Raw genomic sequence first — 21,530 nt, 5'->3', positions numbered from 1 at the left:
GGGATTATTTTTTCAGGCCCAGGCGAGTTAGCAGCTCGTCAAAATACTGTTCCTGCTCGCTGATTTGGGTCTGGAAGCTGGCGCCATCAAGCCATGCATAGTTGAGATTCAACTTTTGCAGAGCATCCTGAAATACAGGCTCTTCAGCCGTCTCTTTTGCTGCCTTCGCCAGAACATCCACCACATCCTGCGGCGTTTTTTGCGACACAATCAGACCGCGCCAGGTGCCGATGGAGAGATCAACGCTTTTCTCTTTTAACGTCGGTACGTCAGGCATGGCTTTCACACGCTCATCCGCCATCACCACCAGTGTCTTCAGCTTGCCACCTTTCACATGGTTGATAACTTCACCTGGGCTTACAGAAACCGCTTCAATGTGCCCGCCTAACAGACCTGTAATGGCAGGGGCTGCGCCGTCATAAGGGACATGAGAAAACTTCGCGCCCGTTTTGTCTTCCAGAGCAGCCGCCGCCAGATGCCAGATAGCCCCGGTGCCTGAGTTACCAATGCGTACTTTTCCGGGATTCGCTTTGGCGTAAGTCATAAATTCGTCATAGCTATTCCACGGCGCATCGGCACGGACGGTGATAGCCGCCGGATCCGCATTCAGACGGGCGATGGGTTTGAAGTCGCTGGTTTTAAAACGCACCATTCCGAGGCCGGGAAGGGTGGTCAGTTCAACCGTGCCTAAACCGATTTTGTAACCGTTAGGGCGGGCAGCGGCGATTTCGCTCAGGCCAATAGCGCCGCCACCGCCAGGTTTATTGATAACCCCGATGCTGACGGGTAAATGGTTTTTGGCGGCATCAGCAAAGGCTCGGGCAACCAGATCCGTACCGCCTCCGGCAGCGTAGGGTACGACTAACTCGATCTGTTTGGTTGGGTAGGAAGCCGCCTGTACGGGTGCAGTGCTGAGGGCAGCGCCTGCAAGAAGTACCATCGCAGCCATTTTTTTCGGTAAGGTAAGATGTTTTATCATTGGTTTTATATCCTTATTTATCAGTTAGTTATTATTTAAATTGTTCCATGCGTTCATAAACAGCACTGCATTTTCATAGACCTGCTCTGGCGTCATGCCGGGGCGATATAGCGCAGAACCGAGGCCGAAGCCGTTTGCGCCGTGACTCAGATAACGCGCCATGGTTTCCGGTGTGATACCGCCAACCGGTAACATCGGAACGGATTGCGGAATAACCGCACGCCAGGCTTTGGTGACTTCTGGCGTAATTTGTTCGGCCGGGAACAGCTTGATGGCATTGGCGCCGTGTTCAATGGCAGCAAAGGCTTCAGTGGGCGTAGCGACGCCAGGCGCGCAATACATACCCAGCGCACGGGCGCGACGGATCACCGCAGTATCGCAATGCGGCATCACGATAATCTGGCCTCCAGCCTCTTTAACCGCGACCACCTGCTCTACTGAAAGCACAGTTCCGGCTCCGACCAGGCAGTCCTTAGGCAGGGCGTCGCGCAGTATACTGATACTTTGCAACGGCTCCGGCGAGTTCATGGGGATCTCAATCAGGCGGAATCCGGCGGCGTACAGCTTTTCACCGATGGCGACAATCTCATCCGGTTTCACGCCGCGTAAAATGGCGACTAACCCGGTTTTTTGCAAAAGCGTATTAAATGGCATGAGTACATTCCCTGGCGTTGGTGGAGAGTAACCCGGCAGCGTGGGCGATTCGCCATAATCCCTGTTCAGTGGCATTAGGAATGGCGTGAAGCTGTCTGTCGGGAAAAACGTGGCTGAACGCCCGTGAATAGCGGCTGTTCAGGGTGGCGCTACCGATTAAGGCGATCGGCGTTGTGGCGGGTAAATCACGCAGCAAGCTGGATGCCAGACCACATAATTCATGGCCTATCAGTAATCCAGAAAGATAATCTCCCTGTGAGGACGGCGTAAGATTATCGGTCAGCAAGCGCGAACGGGTCGAAAACAGCGTCGATAATAATCCGGTCTGATGATGCTCCAGTGCCGCTGTCAGTCCTTGGGCAAAGGCATCCCAGTGCGGCTCATCTCCCGAATGCATGGTGGCGCCAAGAATCGAATGGCGGGATAAAACATCAAATAATTCGCCCGTCATAAAGGTTCGGAAATCGGTAATGGTGTTATTTTCAACCACCGCCCATTTCGCATGAGTGCCAGGTAAGCCAATCAGCACCGGCACCCCCTTACGGATTGCGTCTTGCAGAGCAGGTTCCATTGTGATGGCACCGAAGATTTGTGTCTCTTCGCCACGCATCACTTCGGGCATTTCACCTTCTTTAATCACGCCGGGAATGATGTGCAGCATTGTCTGCTGCTGGTGGATAACCGGCGTCAGTTGCTTCGCCAGGCCATCGAGAGTGACCGGGCAAGGTAAATAAGCTGCTGGTTGCCACCCTTGCGCACTGCCGATCATGCCACAAGCCAGAACCGGGCAGGGGGATTGTGCCAGCCAGTCGCCACAGACACGCAAAAATGTATCGTGGAAAGCGTCCTCACGTGTTGCTGCCTGGGAGGGTAATTTCATGATCCCCCAGGGGAATTCACGTTTTTCATGTGGATCTGGTGAGTCACCAAAACGCCATGCCCGAAGCGATGACGTTCCCCAGTCCAGGGCAATAAATGAGGTATTTCCCGACATTAGCCGTTTCCTTTAATCATGGTTTAATTATCTTTGCGGACGTGCTTACCCCAGCCCAGTTCAGCGGAGATCTCTTCTGCACAGGATTTGACGTAAGGTGCCAGTTCTTCCAGGCGCGCCAGCGACATATACGTGGTGGTACTGGCGACAGAAATGGCCGCCACAATTTCATTCCGGGCGTTGTAAATCGGCGCTGCAACGCAACGGATAGTGGGCTCGTTCTCTTCCAGATCAAAAGCAAAACCACTGGCGGCATAACGGCGCATGTTTTGTATAAATGCGCCCAGTTTTGTTTCATCACCACAAGTTAAAAATAGTGTGCGCCACTCTTCTTCTGTTCGGTTGAGGATCAACGCCTTGCCGATGCCGGTGATTGCCAGTGGCATGCGATGGCCTGGGCGTGAGCGCATTTCCAGCCCGCGCTGACTGTTGATCTTCTCCAGATACAGCACTTCGTCGCCTTCAACGATCCCCAGATGCACGGTGTCCAGAGTGTAACGGGCCAGACGTTGCAAAACGGGCTGTGCAACTTCATACAATGAAGTGCTTTCCAGCGCTCTGGCGCCGAGTTCGATCAGTTTGGCGCCCAGTTGGTAGCCCTGAGTTGGGACATGGCGCAGATAGCGTTGCTCCACCAAAACAGAGACTAAACGATGGGTTGTACTCCGCGTCGTGCCGGTGAACTCGCCGATGCTTTTCAGGTCATGGCAACCGTTATAAACAGCATTAATAACCGCCAGTCCGCGTAATAACGTTTGTGCGCCAGCGGTGGTTGAAGAGGTTTCTGCCATAGATGTCTCCTGATGATATTGCCGAGTGTTTCACAGAATAAAGTGGGGAAAAGGTGATGTGTCCCACAATATAAACTTAGTCTCATATTGTGGGATAAAATAAGCAAAATAAACGATCGTTTTGCGTAGCGCCTCGCAGGAAACTTCTTTCAAACTGGACGTTTGTACAGCACAATTCTATTTTGTGCGGGTAAGTTGTTGCGTCAGGAGGCTTTGTGGATTTCTCAATCATTGTTTATGCCATTATTGCGCTGGTCAGTGTGGCCATCGGTTGGCTGTTTGCCAGTTATCAACATGCGCAGCAAAAAGCCGAGCAATTAGCTGAACGTGAAGAGATGGTCGCGGAGTTAAGTGCGGCAAAACAACAAATTACCCAAAGTGAGCACTGGCGTGCAGAGTGTGAATTGCTCAATAACGAAGTGCGTAGTCTGCAAAGTATTAACACCTCGCTGGAGGCAGATCTGCGTGAAGTGACCACGCGGATGGAAGCTGCACAGCAACATGCTGACGATAAAATCCGCCAGATGATCAACAGCGAGCAGCGTTTGAGCGAGCAATTTGAAAATCTCGCCAACCGTATTTTTGAGCACAGTAATCGCCGGGTAGATGAACAAAATCGTCAGAGTCTGAACAACTTGTTATCGCCGCTGCGTGAACAACTGGATGGTTTTCGCCGACAGGTACAGGACAGCTTTGGTAAAGAAGCACAAGAACGCCATACCCTGACCCACGAAATTCGTAATCTACAGCAACTCAACGCGCAAATGGCCCAGGAAGCGATCAACCTGACGCGCGCGCTGAAAGGCGATAACAAAACCCAGGGGAACTGGGGCGAAGTGGTACTGACGCGGGTGCTGGAGGCTTCCGGACTGCGTGAAGGGTATGAATACGAAACCCAGGTAAGCATCGAAAATGATGCTCGCTCGCGGATGCAGCCGGATGTCATCGTGCGGCTGCCGCAGGGGAAAGATGTGGTGATCGATGCCAAAATGACGTTGGTCGCCTATGAACGCTACTTCAACGCGGAAGACGACTACACACGCGAAAGCGCATTGCAGGAGCATATTGCTTCGGTACGTAATCACATCCGCTTACTTGGGCGCAAAGATTATCAACAGCTGCCGGGGCTACGAACGCTGGATTACGTGCTGATGTTTATTCCCGTTGAACCAGCGTTTTTACTGGCGCTTGATCGCCAGCCAGAGCTGATCACCGAAGCGTTAAAGAACAACATCATGCTGGTTAGTCCCACCACGCTGCTGGTGGCGTTGCGTACTATCGCCAACCTGTGGCGTTATGAGCATCAAAGCCGTAACGCCCAGCAAATCGCCGATCGTGCCAGCAAGCTGTACGACAAGATGCGTCTGTTTATTGATGATATGTCCGCGATTGGTCAAAGTCTGGACAAAGCGCAGGATAATTATCGGCAGGCGATGAAAAAACTCTCTTCAGGTCGCGGAAATGTGCTGGCGCAGGCAGAAGCGTTTCGCGGTTTAGGGGTAGAAATTAAACGCGAGATTAATCCGGACTTGGCTGAACAGGCGGTGAGCCAGGATGAAGAGTATCGACTGCGGTCGGTTCCGGGGCAGCCGAATGATGAAGCTTATCAACGCGATGATGAATATAATCAGCAGTCGCGCTAGCCCATTAGGGGTAGTTAAGCCGGGTAGAAATCTAGGGCATCGACGCCCAATCTGTTACACTTCTGGAACAATTTTTTGATGAGCAGGCATTGAGATGGTGGATAAGTCACAAGAAACGACGCACTTTGGTTTTCAGACCGTCGCGAAGGAACAAAAAGCGGATATGGTCGCCCACGTTTTCCATTCCGTGGCATCGAAATATGATGTCATGAATGATTTGATGTCATTTGGTATTCATCGTTTGTGGAAGCGATTCACGATCGATTGCAGCGGTGTGCGTCGTGGGCAGACCGTACTGGATCTGGCTGGCGGTACCGGCGATCTGACGGCGAAATTCTCCCGCCTGGTCGGTGAACCGGGCAAAGTGGTTCTCGCCGATATCAATGAATCCATGCTCAAGATGGGCCGTGAGAAACTGCGCAATATCGGTGTGATTGGCAACGTTGAGTATGTTCAGGCGAACGCAGAGGCGCTGCCGTTCCCGGATAACACCTTTGATTGCATCACCATTTCGTTTGGTCTGCGTAACGTTACCGACAAAGATAAAGCACTGCGTTCGATGTATCGCGTGCTGAAACCGGGCGGCCGCCTGCTGGTGCTTGAGTTCTCGAAGCCGATTATCGAACCGTTAAGCAAAGCCTATGACGCTTACTCCTTCCATGTGCTGCCACGTATTGGCTCGCTGGTGGCGAACGATGCCGACAGCTACCGCTATCTGGCCGAATCCATCCGTATGCATCCCGATCAGGATACGCTGAAAGCCATGATGCAGGATGCCGGATTCGAAAGTGTCGATTATTACAACCTGACGGCTGGCGTTGTGGCGCTGCATCGTGGTTATAAGTTCTGACAGGAGTACGACTATGCCTTTTAAACCTTTAGTGACGGCAGGAATTGAAAGTCTGCTCAACACTTTCCTGTATCGCTCACCCGCGCTGAAAACAGCCCGCTCGCGTCTGCTGGGTAAAGTATTGCGCGTGGAGGTAAAAGGCTTTTCGACGTCGCTAATTCTGGTGTTTAGTGAACGCCAGGTCGATGTGCTGGGCGAATGGTCTGGCGATGCTGATTGCACCGTTATCGCCTACGCCAGCGTGTTGCCGAAACTTCGTGACCGCCAGCAGCTTGCCGCACTAATTCGTAGCGGTGAGCTGGAAGTGCAGGGCGATATTCAGGTGGTACAGAATTTCGTGGCGTTGGCAGATCTGGCAGAGTTCGACCCTGCGGAACTGCTGGCCCCTTATACCGGTGATATTGCCGCCGAAGGCATCAGCAAAGCCCTGCGCGGTGGCGCAAAGTTCCTGCATCACGGTATTAAACGCCAGCAACGTTATGTGGCAGAAGCTATCACCGAAGAGTGGCGTATGGCGCCTGGTCCGCTTGAAGTGGCCTGGTTTGCGGAAGAGACAGCCGCTGTTGAACGTGCCGTTGATGCGTTAATCAAACGGCTGGAAAAACTGGAGGCAGTTTAATGACGCCAGGTGAAGTACGGCGCCTGTATTTCATCATTCGCACTTTTTTAAGCTACGGACTTGATGAACTGATCCCTAAAATGCGTATCACCTTGCCGCTGCGGTTATGGCGATACTCATTATTCTGGATGCCGAATCGGCACAAAGACAAACCATTAGGTGAGCGACTACGACTGGCGCTGCAAGAGCTGGGGCCGGTATGGATCAAGTTCGGGCAGATGTTGTCTACCCGTCGTGACCTTTTCCCGCCGCATATTGCCGATCAGCTGGCGTTATTGCAGGACAAAGTCGCACCGTTTGATGGCAGACTGGCGAAGCAACAGATTGAAGCTGCAATGGGCGGTCTGCCGGTGGAAGCGTGGTTTGACGATTTTGAAATCGAGCCGCTGGCGTCGGCCTCTATCGCCCAGGTTCATACCGCGCGATTGAAATCGAATGGCAAAGATGTGGTAATTAAAGTCATCCGTCCGGACATTTTGCCGGTGATTAAAGCGGATCTGAAACTTATCTACCGCTTGGCTCGCTGGGTGCCGCGTTTGCTGCCGGATGGTCGCCGTCTGCGCCCAACTGAAGTGGTGCGCGAGTACGAAAAGACCTTGATTGATGAATTGAATTTGCTGCGGGAATCTGCCAACGCCATTCAGTTACGACGCAATTTTGAAGACAGCCCGATGCTCTACATCCCGGAAGTTTACCCTGACTATTGCAGCGAAGGGATGATGGTGATGGAGCGCATTTACGGCATTCCCGTTTCTGATGTCGCGGCGCTGGAGAAAAACGGCACTAACATGAAATTGCTGGCAGAACGCGGTGTGCAGGTGTTCTTCACCCAGGTTTTCCGTGACAGCTTTTTTCATGCCGATATGCATCCAGGCAACATCTTCGTAAGCTATGAGCACCCGGAAAACCCGAAATATATCGGTATTGATTGCGGGATAGTCGGCTCGCTAAACAAGGAAGATAAACGCTATCTGGCGGAAAACTTTATCGCCTTCTTTAACCGCGACTATCGCAAAGTGGCAGAGCTGCATGTCGATTCAGGCTGGGTACCGCCAGATACCAACGTTGAAGAGTTCGAATTTGCCATTCGTACCGTTTGCGAACCTATCTTTGAGAAACCGCTGGCGGAAATTTCGTTTGGACATGTGCTGTTAAATCTGTTTAATACGGCGCGTCGCTTCAATATGGAAGTGCAGCCGCAACTGGTGTTACTCCAGAAAACCTTGCTCTATATCGAAGGAGTAGGACGGCAGCTTTATCCGCAGCTCGATTTATGGAAAACTGCAAAACCTTTCCTTGAATCGTGGATTAAAGATCAGGTCGGTATTCCCGCGCTGGTGAGAGCATTTAAGGAAAAAGCGCCGTTCTGGATCGAAAAAATGCCAGAACTGCCTGAATTGGTTTATGACAGTTTGCGCCAGGGCAAGTATTTACAGCATAGTGTTGATAAGATTGCGCGCGAGTTACAGTCGAATCATGTGCGTCAGGGACAATCTCGTTACTTATTGGGGATTGGTGCGACGTTAGTATTAAGCGGCACATTCTTGTTGGTCAGCCGACCGGAATGGGGGCTGATGCCCGGCTGGTTAATGGCGGCCGGTCTGATCGCCTGGTTTGTCGGTTGGTGCAAAACACGCTGATTTTTTCATCGCTCAAGGCGGGCCGTGTAACGTATAATGCGGCCTTGTTTAATCATCATCTACCACAGAGGAACATGTATGGGTGGTATCAGTATTTGGCAGTTATTGATTATTGCCGTCATCGTTGTACTGCTTTTTGGCACCAAAAAGCTCGGCTCCATCGGTTCCGATCTTGGTGCGTCGATCAAAGGCTTTAAAAAAGCAATGAGCGATGATGAACCAAAGCAGGATAAAACCAGTCAGGATGCTGATTTTACTGCGAAAACAATCGCCGATAAGCAGGCGGATGCGAATCAGGAACAGGCTAAAACAGAAGACGCAAAGCGCCACGATAAAGAGCAGGTGTAATCCGTGTTTGATATCGGTTTTAGCGAACTGCTATTGGTGTTCATCATCGGCCTCGTAGTTCTGGGGCCGCAACGACTGCCTGTGGCGGTAAAAACGGTAGCGGGCTGGATTCGTGCGTTGCGTTCACTGGCAACAACGGTGCAGAACGAACTGACCCAGGAGTTAAAACTCCAGGAGTTTCAGGACAGCCTGAAAAAGGTTGAAAAGGCGAGTCTCACCAACCTGACGCCTGAACTGAAAGCGTCAATGGACGAGCTGCGCCAGGCTGCGGAGTCGATGAAGCGTTCCTACGTTGCGAATGACCCTGAAAAGGCGAGCGATGAAGCGCACACCATTCATAACCCGGTGGTGAAAGACAATGAGGCTGCGCATGAAGGCGTCACGCCTGCCGCTGCACAAACGCAGGCCAGTTCGCCGGAACAGAAGCCAGAAACCACGCCAGAGCCGGTGGTAAAACCTGCTGCGGACGCTGAACCGAAAACCGCTGCACATTCCCCTTCGTCGAGTGATAAACCGTAAACATGTCTGTAGAAGATACTCAACCGCTTATCACGCATCTGATTGAGCTGCGTAAGCGTCTGCTGAACTGCATTATCGCGGTGATCGTGATATTTCTGTGTCTGGTCTATTTCGCCAATGACATTTATCACCTGGTATCCGCGCCATTGATCAAGCAGTTGCCGCAAGGTTCAACGATGATCGCCACCGATGTGGCCTCGCCGTTCTTTACGCCAATCAAGCTGACCTTTATGGTGTCGCTGATTCTGTCAGCGCCGGTGATTCTCTATCAGGTGTGGGCATTTATCGCTCCTGCACTCTATAAGCACGAACGTCGCCTGGTGGTGCCGCTGCTGGTTTCCAGCTCTCTGCTGTTTTATATCGGCATGGCGTTCGCTTATTTCGTGGTCTTCCCGCTGGCGTTTGGTTTCCTTGCCAATACCGCGCCTGAAGGGGTGCAGGTATCCACCGACATTGCCAGCTATTTGAGCTTCGTGATGGCGCTGTTTATGGCGTTTGGTATCTCCTTTGAAGTGCCTGTGGCGATTGTGCTGCTGTGCTGGATGGGGATTACCTCGCCAGAAGACTTACGCAAAAAACGTCCGTATGTGCTGGTTGGCGCATTCGTCGTCGGGATGCTGCTGACGCCGCCGGATGTCTTCTCGCAAACGCTGCTGGCGATCCCGATGTACTGCCTGTTTGAAATTGGCGTCTTCTTCTCGCGCTTTTACGTTGGTAAAGGCCGAAACCGGGAAGAAGAAAACGACGCTGAAGCAGAAAGCGAAAAAACTGAAGAATAAACTCAACCGCCCGTCAGGGCGGTTGTCATATGGAGTGCAGGATGTTTGATATCGGCGTTAATCTGACCAGTTCGCAATTTGCGAAAGACCGTGATGATGTCGTAGCGCGCGCTTTTGCTGCGGGAGTTAATGGGCTACTCATCACCGGCACTAACCTGCGCGAAAGCCAGCAGGCGCAAAAGCTGGCGCGTCAGTATTCGTCCTGTTGGTCAACGGCGGGCGTGCATCCTCATGACAGTAGCCAGTGGCAAGACGCAACAGAAGAAATGATTGTGGCGCTGGCCTCGCAGCCAGAAGTGGTGGCGATTGGTGAGTGTGGCCTCGACTTTAACCGCAACTTTTCCACACCAGAAGAGCAGGAACGCGCTTTTGTTGCCCAGCTACGCATTGCCGCAGAGTTAAACATGCCGGTATTTATGCACTGTCGTGATGCCCACGAGCGGTTTATGACGTTGCTGGAACCGTGGCTGGATAAGCTACCTGGTGTGGTGTTGCACTGTTTTACCGGCACACGCGAAGAGATGCAGGCGTGCGTGGCGCGAGGGATTTATATCGGCATGACCGGTTGGGTTTGCGATGAACGACGCGGACTGGAGCTGCGAGAACTGTTGCCATTTATTCCGGCGGAGCAATTGCTGGTTGAGACAGACGCACCGTATTTGCTTCCGCGCGATCTCACGCCGAAGCCATCGTCACGGCGTAATGAGCCAGCCTATCTGCCCCATATTTTGCAACGTATTGCACACTGGCGTGGGGAAGATGCCGCATGGCTGGCTGCCACCACGGATGCCAATGTCAAAAAGTTATTTGGGATTGCGTTCTAGAGTTTGCGGAACTCGGTGTTCTTCACACTGTGCTTAATCTCTTTATTGATAAGATTAAGCAATAGCATAGAGCGAGCCTCGCCGTCGGGTTCGGTGAAAATAGCCTGAAAACCTTCGAAAGCGCCTTCGGTGATAATCACCTTATCACCAGGATAGGGCGTCGCAGGATCAACAATGTCTTCCGGTTTATACACCGACAGTTGATGAATAACCGCAGATGGGACTGTCGCTGGCGATGCGCCAAAGCGCACAAAGTGGCTGACGCCGCGGGTAGCACTGATGGTTGTGGTATGAATCACTTCCGGATCAAATTCCACAAACAGGTAGTTGGGGAACAATGGTTCACTGACTGCGGTACGTTTGCCTCGCACGATTTTTTCCAGGGTGATCATCGGCGCCAGGCAATTCACCGCCTGTCTTTCGAGGTGTTCCTGGGCACGTTGAAGTTGCCCGCGCTTGCAGTACAGTAAATACCAGGATTGCATAATGACTCTTATCCGTTTAATCGGGGCGCAAGGATAGCAAAAGCTTTACGCTAAGTTAATTATATTCCCCGGTTTGCGTTATGCCGTCAGAGTTCACGCTAATTTAACAAATTTACAGCATCGCGAAGATGAACGCCGTATAATGGGCGAAGATTAAGAGGCTACAATGGACGCCATGAAATATAACGATTTACGCGACTTCCTGACGCTGCTTGAACAGCAGGGTGAGCTAAAACGTATCACGCTCCCGGTGGATCCGCATCTGGAAATCACTGAAATTGCTGACCGCACTCTGCGTGCCGGTGGACCTGCGTTGTTGTTTGAAAACCCCAAAGGTTATTCGATGCCGGTGCTGTGCAACCTGTTTGGTACGCCAAAGCGCGTGGCGATGGGCATGGGCCAGGAAGATGTTTCGGCGCTGCGTGAAGTCGGTAAATTATTGGCGTTTCTGAAAGAGCCGGAGCCGCCAAAAGGTTTCCGCGACCTGTTTGATAAACTGCCGCAGTTTAAGCAGGTGTTAAACATGCCGACAAAGCGATTGCGTGGTGCGCCTTGCCAACAAAAAATCGTCTCTGGTGATGACGTCGATCTTAACCGCATTCCCATTATGACCTGCTGGCCGGAAGACGTCGCGCCGCTAATTACCTGGGGGCTGACCGTAACGCGCGGCCCGCATAAAGAGCGGCAGAATCTGGGTATTTATCGCCAGCAGCTGATTGGTAAAAACAAACTGATTATGCGCTGGCTGTCGCATCGTGGCGGCGCACTGGATTATCAGGAGTGGTGCGCGGCGCATCCGGGCGAACGTTTCCCGGTTTCTGTGGCGCTGGGTGCCGATCCCGCTACGATTCTCGGTGCAGTGACGCCAGTCCCGGATACATTGTCGGAATACGCCTTTGCCGGATTGCTGCGCGGCACCAAGACCGAAGTGGTGAAGTGTATCTCCAATGACCTTGAAGTGCCCGCCAGTGCGGAGATTGTGCTGGAAGGGTATATCGAACAAGGCGAAACGGCGCCGGAAGGGCCGTATGGCGACCACACCGGTTACTATAACGAAGTCGATAGTTTCCCGGTATTTACCGTGACGCATATTACCCAGCGTGAAGATGCGATTTACCATTCCACCTATACCGGGCGTCCGCCAGATGAACCCGCGGTACTGGGCGTGGCGTTGAACGAAGTGTTCGTGCCGATTCTGCAAAAACAGTTCCCGGAAATTGTCGATTTTTACCTGCCGCCGGAAGGCTGTTCTTATCGTCTGGCGGTAGTGACAATCACAAAACAGTACGCCGGACATGCGAAGCGCGTCATGATGGGGGTCTGGTCATTCTTACGCCAGTTTATGTACACTAAGTTCGTGATCGTCTGCGATGATGATGTTAACGCACGCGACTGGAACGATGTGATTTGGGCAATTACCACCCGTATGGACCCTGCGCGGGATACGGTGTTGGTAGAAAATACGCCCATTGATTATCTGGATTTTGCCTCGCCCGTCTCCGGGCTGGGTTCAAAAATGGGGCTGGATGCCACGAATAAATGGCCAGGGGAAACCCAGCGTGAATGGGGACGTCCCATCAAAAAAGATCCGGACGTTGTCGCACGTATTGATGCCATCTGGGATGAACTGGCTATTTTTAACAACGGTAAAAGCGCCTGATGCGCGTTTGTTTTGCCCTATTTATCGATCCGACAGAGAAAGCGCATGACAACCTTAAGCTGTAAAGTGACCTCGGTAGAAGCTATCACGGATACCGTATATCGTGTCCGCATTGTGCCAGACGCGGCCTTTTCTTTTCGTGCTGGTCAGTATTTGATGGTGGTGATGGACGAGCGTGACAAACGCCCGTTTTCAATGGCTTCGACGCCGAATGAACAAGGTTTCATTGAGCTGCACATTGGCGCTTCGGAGATCAATCTCTACGCCAAAGCCGTTATGGATCGCATCCTTAAAGATCATCAAATCGTGGTGGATATTCCCCACGGTGAAGCGTGGCTGCGCGATGATGAAGAACGTCCGATGATTCTGATTGCGGGCGGCACGGGGTTCTCTTATGCGCGCTCGATTTTGCTGACAGCGCTGGCACGTAACCCCAATCGCGATATCACCATTTACTGGGGCGGGCGTGAAGAGCAACATCTTTATGATCTGTCCGAGCTTGAGGCGCTTTCTCTGAAGCATCCTGGTTTGCGTGTGGTGCCGGTAGTTGAACAACCGGAAGCGGGCTGGCGTGGACGTACTGGCACCGTGTTAACGGCGGTATTGCAGGATCACGGTACGCTGGCGGAGCATGATATCTATATCGCTGGCCGCTTTGAGATGGCGAAAATCGCCCGTGACCTGTTCTGCAATGAGCGTAATGCACGGGAAGATCGTCTGTTTGGCGATGCGTTTGCGTTTATCTAAGCCATAAAAAACCCGCCCCTGACAGGCGGGAAGAACGGCAACTAAAACTTTATACAGTGGCATTTGGATCTATGTCGCATCCGGAAAACAATGCCCGATGCGACGCTGACGCGTCTTATCGTGCCTACAAATAGTCCTGAACCGTAGGCCGGATAAGGCGTTTATGCCGCATCCGGCAAACAATGCCCGATGCGACGCTGGCGCGTCTTATCGTGCCTACAAATAGTCCTGAACCGTAGGCCGGATAAGGCGTTTATGCCGCATCCGGCAAGTGGTTAAACCCGCTCAAACACCGTCGCAATACCCTGACCCAGACCGATACACATCGTCGCCAGACCAAACTGGGCATCTTTGCGCTCCATCAGATTCAGCAGCGTGGTACTGATACGAGCACCTGAACAGCCCAGCGGATGACCCAGCGCGATCGCGCCACCGTTGAGGTTGATCTTCTCGTCGATCTGCTCCATCAGCCCCAGATCTTTAATGCACGGCAGGATCTGCGCGGCAAAGGCTTCGTTCATCTCAAACACACCGATATCGCTGGCAGAAAGCCCCGCTTTTTTCAGCGCCAGTTTTGAGGCCGGAACCGGGCCGTAACCCATAATCGACGGGTCACAACCGACGACCGCCATCGAACGCACGCGGGCGCGCGGCTTAATACCTAATTCACGGGCGCGGCTTTCACTCATCACCAACATGGCAGCTGCACCATCGGAAAGCGCAGAAGATGTACCCGCCGTTACCGTACCGCTGACGGGATCAAACGCCGGACGCAGCGTGGCGAGGGCTTCCACGGTGGTTTCCGGGCGAATCACTTCGTCATAATTAAACTGCTTCAGTACGCCGTCGGCATCGTGACCACCGGTCGGGATGATTTCATTTTTAAATGCGCCCGACTGCGTGGCGGCCCAGGCGCGGGCGTGTGACCGCGCGGCAAAGGCATCCTGCATTTCACGGCTGATACCGTGCATACGCGCCAGCATTTCTGCCGTTAAGCCCATCATGCCCGCCGCTTTGGCGACATTGCGGCTCAGGCCGGGGTGAAAATCGACGCCGTGACTCATCGGCACATGGCCCATATGCTCCACGCCGCCAACCAGACATGCCTGTGCATCGCCAGTCATGATCATTCGTGCTGCATCATGCAGTGCCTGCATGGATGAACCACACAGACGGTTGACGGTAACCGCCGGGACAGAGTGTGGTACTTCAGCCAACAGCGCCGCGTTACGGGCGATATTAAAACCCTGCTCCAGCGTCTGCTGCACACAGCCCCAGTAAATATCGTCGAGGGCCGCCGCTTCCAGCGCTGGGTTACGCGCCAGCAGGCTACGCATTAAATGAGCGGAGAGATCTTCCGCACGCACGTTACGAAAAGCACCGCCCTTCGAACGGCCCATCGGGGTGCGAATTGCATCGACAATGACAACCTGTTCCATTGTGACTCCTTAAGCCGTTTTCAGGTCGCCAACCGGACGGGCTGGCTCAACCGGAGGATAGTACGGTTCGTTATGACGCGCTTTATTACGCAGACCTTCCGGCACTTCATACAGCGGGCCGAGGTGCTGATATTGCTGTGCCATATCGAGGTATTTTGCGCTACCAAGGGTGTCCAGCCAGCGGAACGCGCCACCGTGGAACGGAGGGAAGCCCAGGCCGTAGACCAGCGCCATATCCGCTTCTGCCGGAGTGGCGATAATGCCCTCTTCCAGACAGCGCACCACTTCGTTGACCATCGGGATCATCATGCGGGCGATAATCTCTTCCTCGCTAAAATCACGCTTCGGCTGGCTGACTTCTGCCAACAGATCGTCAACGACGGCGTCTTCTTCTTTCTTCGGCTTACCTTTGCTGTCTTCTTTATAACGCCAGAAACCGAGGCCGTTCTTCTGACCAAAGCGGTTGGCATCAAACAGCGCGTCGATGGCATCGCGATAATCTTTCTGCATCCGCTGCGGGAAACCTGCAGCCATCACCACCTGGGCGTGATGGGCGGTATCAATCCCCACAACATCCAGCAGATATGCCGGACCCATCGGCCAGCCAAACTGTTTTTCCATCACTTTGTCGATCTTGCGGAAGTCCGCGCCGTCGCGCAGCAACTGGCTGAAACCGGCGAAGTAGGGGAACAACACGCGGTTAACAAAGAAGCCGGGGCAGTCGTTAACCACAATCGGCGTTTTGCCCATCTTGCTCGCCCATGCGACGACTTTCGCGATGGTTTCGTCGGAGCTTTTCTCGCCGCGAATAATTTCTACCAACGGCATCCGGTGTACCGGGTTAAAGAAGTGCATTCCGCAGAAGTTTTCCGGGCGTTCCAGCGCTTTGGCCAGTTCGCTGATAGGAATGGTTGAAGTGTTAGACGCCAGCACGGTATCCGGGCGTACTTTTTGTTCGGTTTCTGCCAGTACGGCTTTTTTCACTTTCGGGTTTTCGACAACCGCTTCTACCACAATATCCACGCGGTCAAACCCGGCGTAGTCGAGCGTTGGGTGGATCGTGGAGATCACGCCAGCCAGTTTCAGACCATCGATCTTGCCGCGCTCAAGCTGCTTGTTCAGCAGTTTCGCGGCTTCAGTCATGCCGAGGGCTAACGACTTGTCGTTAATATCTTTCATGACAACCGGCACGCCTTTCCACGCAGACTGGTAAGCGATGCCGCCGCCCATAATGCCTGCGCCCAGCACAGCGGCCTGTTTCGGTGTTTCAACGTCTTTGGTGAGTTTCTTCGCTTTGCCTTTTACATATTGATCGTTAAGGAAAATGCCGACCAGTGCGCGGGCTTCGTTGGTATGCGCCAGCGGGACAAAACTTTTGTTTTCCAGATTTAATGCTTCTTCACGACCAAAACGGGCCGCAGCTTCAATAGTTTTTACTGCGGTGATGGGCGCCGGATAATGTTTCCCCGCCGTTTGCGCGACCATCCCTTTAGCGATGGTGAAGCTCATGGTGGCTTCAATCTTGCTCAGTTTTAGCGGTTCCAGCTTCGGCTGACGTTTCGCTTTCCAGTCGAGGTCGCCGTTAATGGCCTGGCGTAAAATCGCCATCGCCCCTTCAATCAGTTTTTCTGCTTTGACTACGCCATCCACCAGACCGATTTTCAGCGCCTGATCCGCGCCGACATCTTTACCGGCGGCAATGATTTCCAGCGCACTGTCAGCGCCCAGCATACGTGGCATACGTACAGAACCGCCAAAGCCCGGCATGATGCCCAGTTTGGTTTCCGGCAGACCGATGCGCAGATCCGGCGTCGCCAGACGATAATCGGTCGCCAGTACACATTCGCAGCCACCGCCCAGCGCATAGCCGTTGACGGCGGCAATGGTCGGCACCGGCAGATCTTCCAGGCGATTAAACACGCTATTGGCAAAATGCAGCCACTGGCTTAACTGTTCTTCAGGAACGAGGAACAGGGACAAAAATTCGGTGATATCAGCACCGACGATAAAGGCTGCTTTGTTCGAACGCAGCAGCAGCCCTTTTAGATCTGATTGCTGTTCCAGCACGCCGATGGCCTCGCCGAGGCTGGCGACGGTCGCAGTGTCGAGTTTATTAACTGAACCTGGGGCATCAAATACCAGTTCGGCAATGCCATCTTCCAGCCAGTCAAGGTACAGGGTGTCGCCTTTGTAAAGCATGTCAGTCTCCTGAATCCGCAAGGTGATCTGGTCGTACCAGATGCATCGAAGTGTGTATTTTGTGTTAAAAATATGCAAACAAAAGATTAAAGAAATGCCGATCTGATCACGCTCGGCAGAAATCACGCTCTGGATGAACGATGTGCTAAGATGCGGAGACTTAAGGTCAAAAAAACAGAAGGGTAAAAAATGGAATCACTGGCCTCGCTCTATAAAAATCATATAGCTACCTTACAGGAACGGACTCGCGATGCGCTGGCGCGCTTCAAGCTGGATGCATTACTTATTCACTCCGGCGAGCTGTTCAATGTTTTTCTCGACGATCATCCCTATCCGTTTAAAGTGAACCCGCAATTCAAAGCGTGGGTGCCGGTAACCCAGGTGCCAAACTGCTGGTTGCTGGTGGATGGCGTGAACAAGCCGAAACTGTGGTTTTATCTGCCGGTTGATTACTGGCACAACGTCGAACCGCTGCCGACCGCCTTCTGGACTGAAGATGTGGACGTGATCGCGCTGCCGAAAGCCGATGGCATTGGTAGCCTGCTGCCTGCTGCGCGCGGCAATATTGGTTATATCGGTCCGGTGCCGGAACGTGCGCTGCAACTGGGCATTGAGGCCAGCAATATCAACCCGAAAGGGGTGATCGACTACCTGCATTACTACCGCTCCTTCAAAACCGAGTACGAACTGGCCTGTATGCGTGAAGCGCAGAAAATGGCGGTCAACGGTCATCGCGCGGCAGAAGAAGCGTTCCGTTCTGGCATGAGCGAGTTCGATATCAACATTGCCTATCTGACCGCGACCGGTCATCGTGATACCGACGTACCTTACAGCAACATTGTGGCGCTCAACGAACACGCTTCGGTGCTGCATTACACCAAACTGGACCATCAGGCACCGGAAGAGATGCGTAGCTTCCTGCTGGATGCCGGGGCAGAATATAACGGCTATGCGGCTGACCTGACCCGAACCTGGTCGGCAAAAAGCGACAACGACTACGCACAGCTGGTGAAAGACGTTAATGATGAACAACTGGCGCTGATCGCCACCATGAAAGCAGGCGTCAGCTATGTGGATTACCACATCCAGTTCCATCAGCGCATTGCCAAACTGCTGCGTAAACATCAAATCATCACCGATATGAGTGAAGAAGCGATGGTCGAAAACGATCTCACCGGACCGTTTATGCCGCACGGTATCGGCCATCCGCTGGGCCTGCAGGTGCATGACGTAGCAGGTTTTATGCAGGATGATAGCGGTACGCACCTCGCGGCACCGGCAAAATATCCGTACCTGCGCTGCACCCGTATTCTCCAGCCGGGCATGGTGTTAACCATTGAGCCGGGTATCTACTTCATCGAATCGCTGCTGGCACCGTGGCGTGAAGGGCAGTTCAGCAAACACTTCAACTGGCAGAAAATTGAAGCACTGAAACCGTTCGGCGGCATTCGTATCGAAGACAACGTGGTGATCCACGAAAATAACGTGGAAAACATGACCCGGGATCTGAAACTGGCGTGATGGAAAGCTGGTTAATTCCTGCGGCACCGGTCACGGTCGTTGAAGAGATCAAAAAGAGCCGCTTCATAACGCTGTTGGCGCATACCGATGGCGTTGAGGCGGCGAAAGCGTTTGTTGAATCGGTGCGGGCAGAACACCCCGATGCCCGCCACCATTGTGTGGCGTGGGTGGCGGGGGCGCCGGATGATTCTCAACAGCTGGGTTTCTCTGACGACGGGGAACCGGCGGGCACGGCAGGTAAACCGATGCTCGCCCAACTAATGGGCAGCGGCGTCGGGGAAATTACTGCTGTGGTGGTGCGCTACTACGGCGGCATATTGCTTGGCACCGGTGGGTTAGTGAAAGCGTATGGCGGCGGCGTGAATCAGGCGCTGCGCCAGCTAACGACCCAACGCAAGACGCCATTAACCGAATATACTTTGCAATGTGAATATAGTCAGTTAACCGGCATTGAAGCGTTGCTGGGGCAGTGTGACGGCAAAATTATCAACAGTGATTATCAGGCATTCGTTCTGCTGCGGGTGGCGCTTCCAGCAGCGAAATTGGCTGAATTTTCCGCAAAGCTGGCGGATTTTAGCCGTGGTTCATTGCAATTGTTAGCGATTGAAGAATAATCCCCACTTCGTTTTGCAGAACTAAGGAAGCGGCAGAGATGCATTTTCGCGCCATTACCCGAATCGTTGGACTACTGGTCATCTTATTCTCAGGGACAATGATTATCCCTGGGCTGGTAGCACTCATCTACCGGGATGGGGCGGGCCGCGCATTTACCCAGACCTTTTTTGTCGCCCTCGCTATTGGCTCCATGTTGTGGTGGCCAAACCGTAAAGAGAAGGGCGAACTGAAATCCCGTGAAGGGTTTCTGATAGTGGTGCTGTTCTGGACCGTGCTGGGTAGCGTCGGTGCGCTCCCTTTTATCTTCTCGGAAAGCCCGAACCTCACGATCACCGATGCGTTTTTTGAATCTTTCTCCGGCCTGACCACCACGGGGGCCACTACGCTGGTGGGGCTGGATTCGCTCCCTCACGCAATCCTCTTTTATCGCCAGATGCTGCAATGGTTTGGCGGGATGGGGATCATCGTGTTGGCGGTTGCGATACTGCCTATCCTCGGCGTTGGTGGTATGCAGCTCTATCGCGCGGAAATGCCCGGCCCGCTGAAAGATAACAAAATGCGTCCGCGAATTGCGGAAACGGCGAAAACCCTGTGGTTGATTTATGTCTTGCTGACCGTCGCCTGTGCACTGGCGCTGTGGTTTGCTGGAATGGATGCCTTTGATGCCATCGGTCATAGCTTTGCGACAATCGCTATTGGCGGCTTCTCGACTCATGATGCCAGCGTCGGATATTTCGATAGCCCGACTATTAACACTATCATTGCTATCTTCCTGCTGATCTCCGGCTGTAACTACGGTCTGCACTTTTCACTGTTAAGTGGGCGTAGTCTGAAGGTCTACTGGCGCGATCCGGAATTTCGCATGTTTATCGGCGTACAGTTTACGCTGGTGGTTATTTGTACCCTCGTGCTGTGGTTTCATAATGTCTACAGTTCGGCGCTGATGACAATTAACCAGGCATTTTTCCAGGTGGTGTCGATGGCGACAACCGCCGGGTTTACGACTGATAGCATTGCCCGCTGGCCGCTCTTTTTGCCGGTACTGCTTTTATGTTCAGCTTTTATCGGCGGTTGCGCCGGGTCAACGGGCGGTGGCCTGAAAGTGATCCGCATCCTGCTGCTGTTCAAACAGGGAAACCGTGAGCTGAAACGACTGGTGCATCCGAACGCCGTCTATAGCATTAAGCTGGGGAATCGCGCACTGCCGGAACGTATCCTCGAAGCCGTTTGGGGATTTTTCTCCGCCTATGCATTGGTGTTTATTGTCAGTATGCTGGCGATAATCGCCACGGGCGTGGATGACTTTTCTGCCTTTGCCTCGGTTGTTGCGACATTGAATAACCTGGGGCCAGGGCTTGGCGTGGTTGCTGATAACTTTACCAGCATGAACCCGGTGGCTAAATGGATCCTGATTGCCAACATGCTGTTTGGTCGTCTTGAGGTCTTTACATTGCTGGTGCTCTTTACCCCGACTTTCTGGCGTGAATGATGGAGTAATACGTGAAAACATTAATTCTTTTCTCAACAAGGGACGGACAAACGCGCGAGATTGCCTCCTACCTGGCTTCGGAACTGAAAGAACTGGGGATCCAGGCGGATGTCGCTAATGTGCACCGCATTGAAGAACCACAATGGGAAAACTACGATCGCGTGGTGATTGGCGCTTCTATTCGCTACGGTCATTACCATTCTGCGTTCCAGGCATTTGTCAAAAAGCATGCCACCCGACTGAACTCAATGCCGAGCGCCTTTTACTCCGTCAACCTGGTGGCACGCAAGCCGGAGAAGCGGACTGTGCAGACCAACAGCTACGCACGAAAGTTTCTGATGAGTTCACAATGGCGCCCCGATCGCTGTGCCGTTATTGCCGGGGCGCTGCGTTATCCACGCTATCGTTGGTACGACCGCTTTATGATCAAGCTGATTATGAAGATGTCAGGCGGAGAAACAGATACGCGCAAAGAGGTTGTCTATACCGATTGGGAGCAGGTCGCGAATTTTGCCCGAGAAATCGCTCAATTAACCAACAGATCGGCGTCGAAATAAGCATAAAGAATAAAAAACGCGCATTCGGAAAATTATTTTAAATTTCCTCTTGTCAGCTCAGAATAACTCCCTATAATGCGCCACCACTGACACGGAACAACGGCAAACACGCCGCCGGGTCAGCGGGATTCTCCTGAGAATTCCGGCAGAGAAAAGCAAAAAAAATGCTTGACTCTGT

The 21,530-nt window shown here is 52.9% G+C and carries 21 protein-coding genes; 14 read left to right on the top strand and 7 right to left on the bottom strand.

What is annotated here, in order from left to right:
• Positions 1-4: 4 nt before the first annotated feature.
• From FEK42_RS13315 to FEK42_RS13300, 4 genes are read right to left on the bottom strand one after another with little or no spacing between them, the layout of a single operon-like run.
• Positions 5-979 carry a tripartite tricarboxylate transporter substrate binding protein gene (locus tag FEK42_RS13315; protein ID WP_135493188.1) on the bottom strand — a complete coding sequence of 325 codons (975 nt, stop codon included), beginning with the start codon at positions 977-979 and terminating at the stop codon, positions 5-7.
• A 24-nt stretch (positions 980-1,003) separates the two neighbouring features.
• The gene (locus FEK42_RS13310) at positions 1,004-1,633 is read right to left on the bottom strand and encodes a 2-dehydro-3-deoxy-6-phosphogalactonate aldolase (RefSeq protein WP_135493189.1); all 630 of its coding nucleotides are present in this window, start codon (positions 1,631-1,633) and stop codon (positions 1,004-1,006) included.
• Positions 1,623-2,627, bottom strand: coding sequence for a 2-dehydro-3-deoxygalactonokinase (locus FEK42_RS13305; protein WP_135493190.1), 1,005 nt, complete (start codon positions 2,625-2,627; stop codon positions 1,623-1,625). The genes FEK42_RS13310 and FEK42_RS13305 overlap by 11 nt, the downstream gene beginning before the upstream one ends.
• Positions 2,628-2,650: 23 nt before the next feature.
• Positions 2,651-3,418, bottom strand: a complete 768-nt coding sequence (locus FEK42_RS13300; RefSeq protein ID WP_131162263.1) for an IclR family transcriptional regulator — start codon at positions 3,416-3,418, stop codon at positions 2,651-2,653.
• A gap of 215 nt (positions 3,419-3,633) precedes the next feature.
• Here FEK42_RS13300 and rmuC point away from each other — a divergent pair, with 215 nt between their 5' ends.
• From rmuC to tatD, 8 genes are all read left to right on the top strand, one after another.
• Positions 3,634-5,061, top strand: a complete 1,428-nt coding sequence (gene rmuC / locus FEK42_RS13295) for a DNA recombination protein RmuC (protein WP_130219483.1) — start codon at positions 3,634-3,636, stop codon at positions 5,059-5,061.
• A gap of 94 nt (positions 5,062-5,155) precedes the next feature.
• Positions 5,156-5,911, top strand: a complete 756-nt coding sequence (ubiE, locus tag FEK42_RS13290) for a bifunctional demethylmenaquinone methyltransferase/2-methoxy-6-polyprenyl-1,4-benzoquinol methylase UbiE (RefSeq protein ID WP_135493191.1) — start codon at positions 5,156-5,158, stop codon at positions 5,909-5,911.
• Positions 5,912-5,924: 13 nt separating this feature from the next.
• Positions 5,925-6,530 carry a ubiquinone biosynthesis protein UbiJ gene (gene ubiJ / locus FEK42_RS13285; protein ID WP_130261219.1) on the top strand — a complete coding sequence of 202 codons (606 nt, stop codon included), beginning with the start codon at positions 5,925-5,927 and terminating at the stop codon, positions 6,528-6,530.
• The gene (gene ubiB, locus FEK42_RS13280; RefSeq protein ID WP_130209470.1) at positions 6,530-8,170 is read left to right on the top strand and encodes a ubiquinone biosynthesis regulatory protein kinase UbiB; all 1,641 of its coding nucleotides are present in this window, start codon (positions 6,530-6,532) and stop codon (positions 8,168-8,170) included. The genes ubiJ and ubiB overlap by 1 nt, the downstream gene beginning before the upstream one ends.
• A 78-nt stretch (positions 8,171-8,248) precedes the next feature.
• Entirely contained in the window at positions 8,249-8,518 is a 270-nt protein-coding gene (gene tatA / locus FEK42_RS13275) for a Sec-independent protein translocase subunit TatA (RefSeq protein WP_130209472.1), read from the top strand.
• Between the two features lie 3 nt (positions 8,519-8,521).
• The gene (gene tatB / locus FEK42_RS13270) at positions 8,522-9,037 is read left to right on the top strand and encodes a Sec-independent protein translocase protein TatB (protein ID WP_130209474.1); all 516 of its coding nucleotides are present in this window, start codon (positions 8,522-8,524) and stop codon (positions 9,035-9,037) included.
• 2 nt (positions 9,038-9,039) lie between these two features.
• Complete coding sequence (gene tatC, locus FEK42_RS13265) at positions 9,040-9,816, top strand: Sec-independent protein translocase subunit TatC (RefSeq protein WP_000109937.1); 777 nt, start codon at positions 9,040-9,042, stop codon at positions 9,814-9,816.
• Positions 9,817-9,857: 41 nt separating this feature from the next.
• Entirely contained in the window at positions 9,858-10,640 is a 783-nt protein-coding gene (tatD, locus tag FEK42_RS13260; RefSeq protein WP_135493192.1) for a 3'-5' ssDNA/RNA exonuclease TatD, read from the top strand.
• Here the strand turns inward: tatD and rfaH are convergent.
• A complete protein-coding gene (gene rfaH, locus FEK42_RS13255; protein ID WP_135493193.1) occupies positions 10,637-11,125 on the bottom strand; it encodes a transcription/translation regulatory transformer protein RfaH in 489 nt (162 codons plus the stop codon). The genes tatD and rfaH overlap by 4 nt on opposite strands.
• Positions 11,126-11,291: 166 nt before the next feature.
• On the opposite strand from rfaH, the gene ubiD reads away from it, so the two are divergent.
• A complete protein-coding gene (gene ubiD / locus FEK42_RS13250) occupies positions 11,292-12,785 on the top strand; it encodes a 4-hydroxy-3-polyprenylbenzoate decarboxylase (protein ID WP_138211856.1) in 1,494 nt (497 codons plus the stop codon).
• 45 nt (positions 12,786-12,830) lie between these two features.
• Positions 12,831-13,532 carry an NAD(P)H-flavin reductase gene (gene fre / locus FEK42_RS13245; RefSeq protein WP_130209480.1) on the top strand — a complete coding sequence of 234 codons (702 nt, stop codon included), beginning with the start codon at positions 12,831-12,833 and terminating at the stop codon, positions 13,530-13,532.
• Between the two features lie 275 nt (positions 13,533-13,807).
• Here the strand turns inward: fre and fadA are convergent, their stop codons facing one another.
• Both fadA and fadB read right to left on the bottom strand, forming a co-directional pair.
• The gene (gene fadA / locus FEK42_RS13240) at positions 13,808-14,971 is read right to left on the bottom strand and encodes an acetyl-CoA C-acyltransferase FadA (RefSeq protein ID WP_135493194.1); all 1,164 of its coding nucleotides are present in this window, start codon (positions 14,969-14,971) and stop codon (positions 13,808-13,810) included.
• Positions 14,972-14,980: 9 nt separating this feature from the next.
• On the bottom strand, positions 14,981-17,170 hold the full coding sequence (fadB, locus tag FEK42_RS13235) for a fatty acid oxidation complex subunit alpha FadB (protein ID WP_135493195.1): 2,190 nt from the start codon (positions 17,168-17,170) through the stop codon (positions 14,981-14,983).
• A 189-nt stretch (positions 17,171-17,359) separates the two neighbouring features.
• Here fadB and pepQ point away from each other — a divergent pair, with 189 nt between their 5' ends.
• From pepQ to hemG, 4 genes are read left to right on the top strand one after another with little or no spacing between them, the layout of a single operon-like run.
• On the top strand, positions 17,360-18,691 hold the full coding sequence (pepQ, locus tag FEK42_RS13230) for a Xaa-Pro dipeptidase (RefSeq protein ID WP_130261222.1): 1,332 nt from the start codon (positions 17,360-17,362) through the stop codon (positions 18,689-18,691).
• Complete coding sequence (locus tag FEK42_RS13225; protein WP_135493196.1) at positions 18,691-19,305, top strand: IMPACT family protein; 615 nt, start codon at positions 18,691-18,693, stop codon at positions 19,303-19,305. Before pepQ ends, FEK42_RS13225 begins: the two co-directional genes overlap by 1 nt.
• Positions 19,306-19,343: 38 nt before the next feature.
• Positions 19,344-20,795, top strand: coding sequence for a Trk system potassium transporter TrkH (gene trkH / locus FEK42_RS13220; RefSeq protein WP_000545680.1), 1,452 nt, complete (start codon positions 19,344-19,346; stop codon positions 20,793-20,795).
• Between the two features lie 11 nt (positions 20,796-20,806).
• Positions 20,807-21,352 (top strand): menaquinone-dependent protoporphyrinogen IX dehydrogenase, encoded by a 546-nt coding sequence (gene hemG / locus FEK42_RS13215; protein ID WP_130209490.1) that lies wholly within the window; start codon positions 20,807-20,809, stop codon positions 21,350-21,352.
• The last annotated feature ends 178 nt before the right edge of the window (positions 21,353-21,530 follow it).

The organism is Escherichia sp. E2748 (genome assembly GCF_005781125.1).
Classification (GTDB): domain Bacteria; phylum Pseudomonadota; class Gammaproteobacteria; order Enterobacterales; family Enterobacteriaceae; genus Escherichia.
This window is presented reverse-complemented; position numbering and strand designations above follow the sequence as displayed.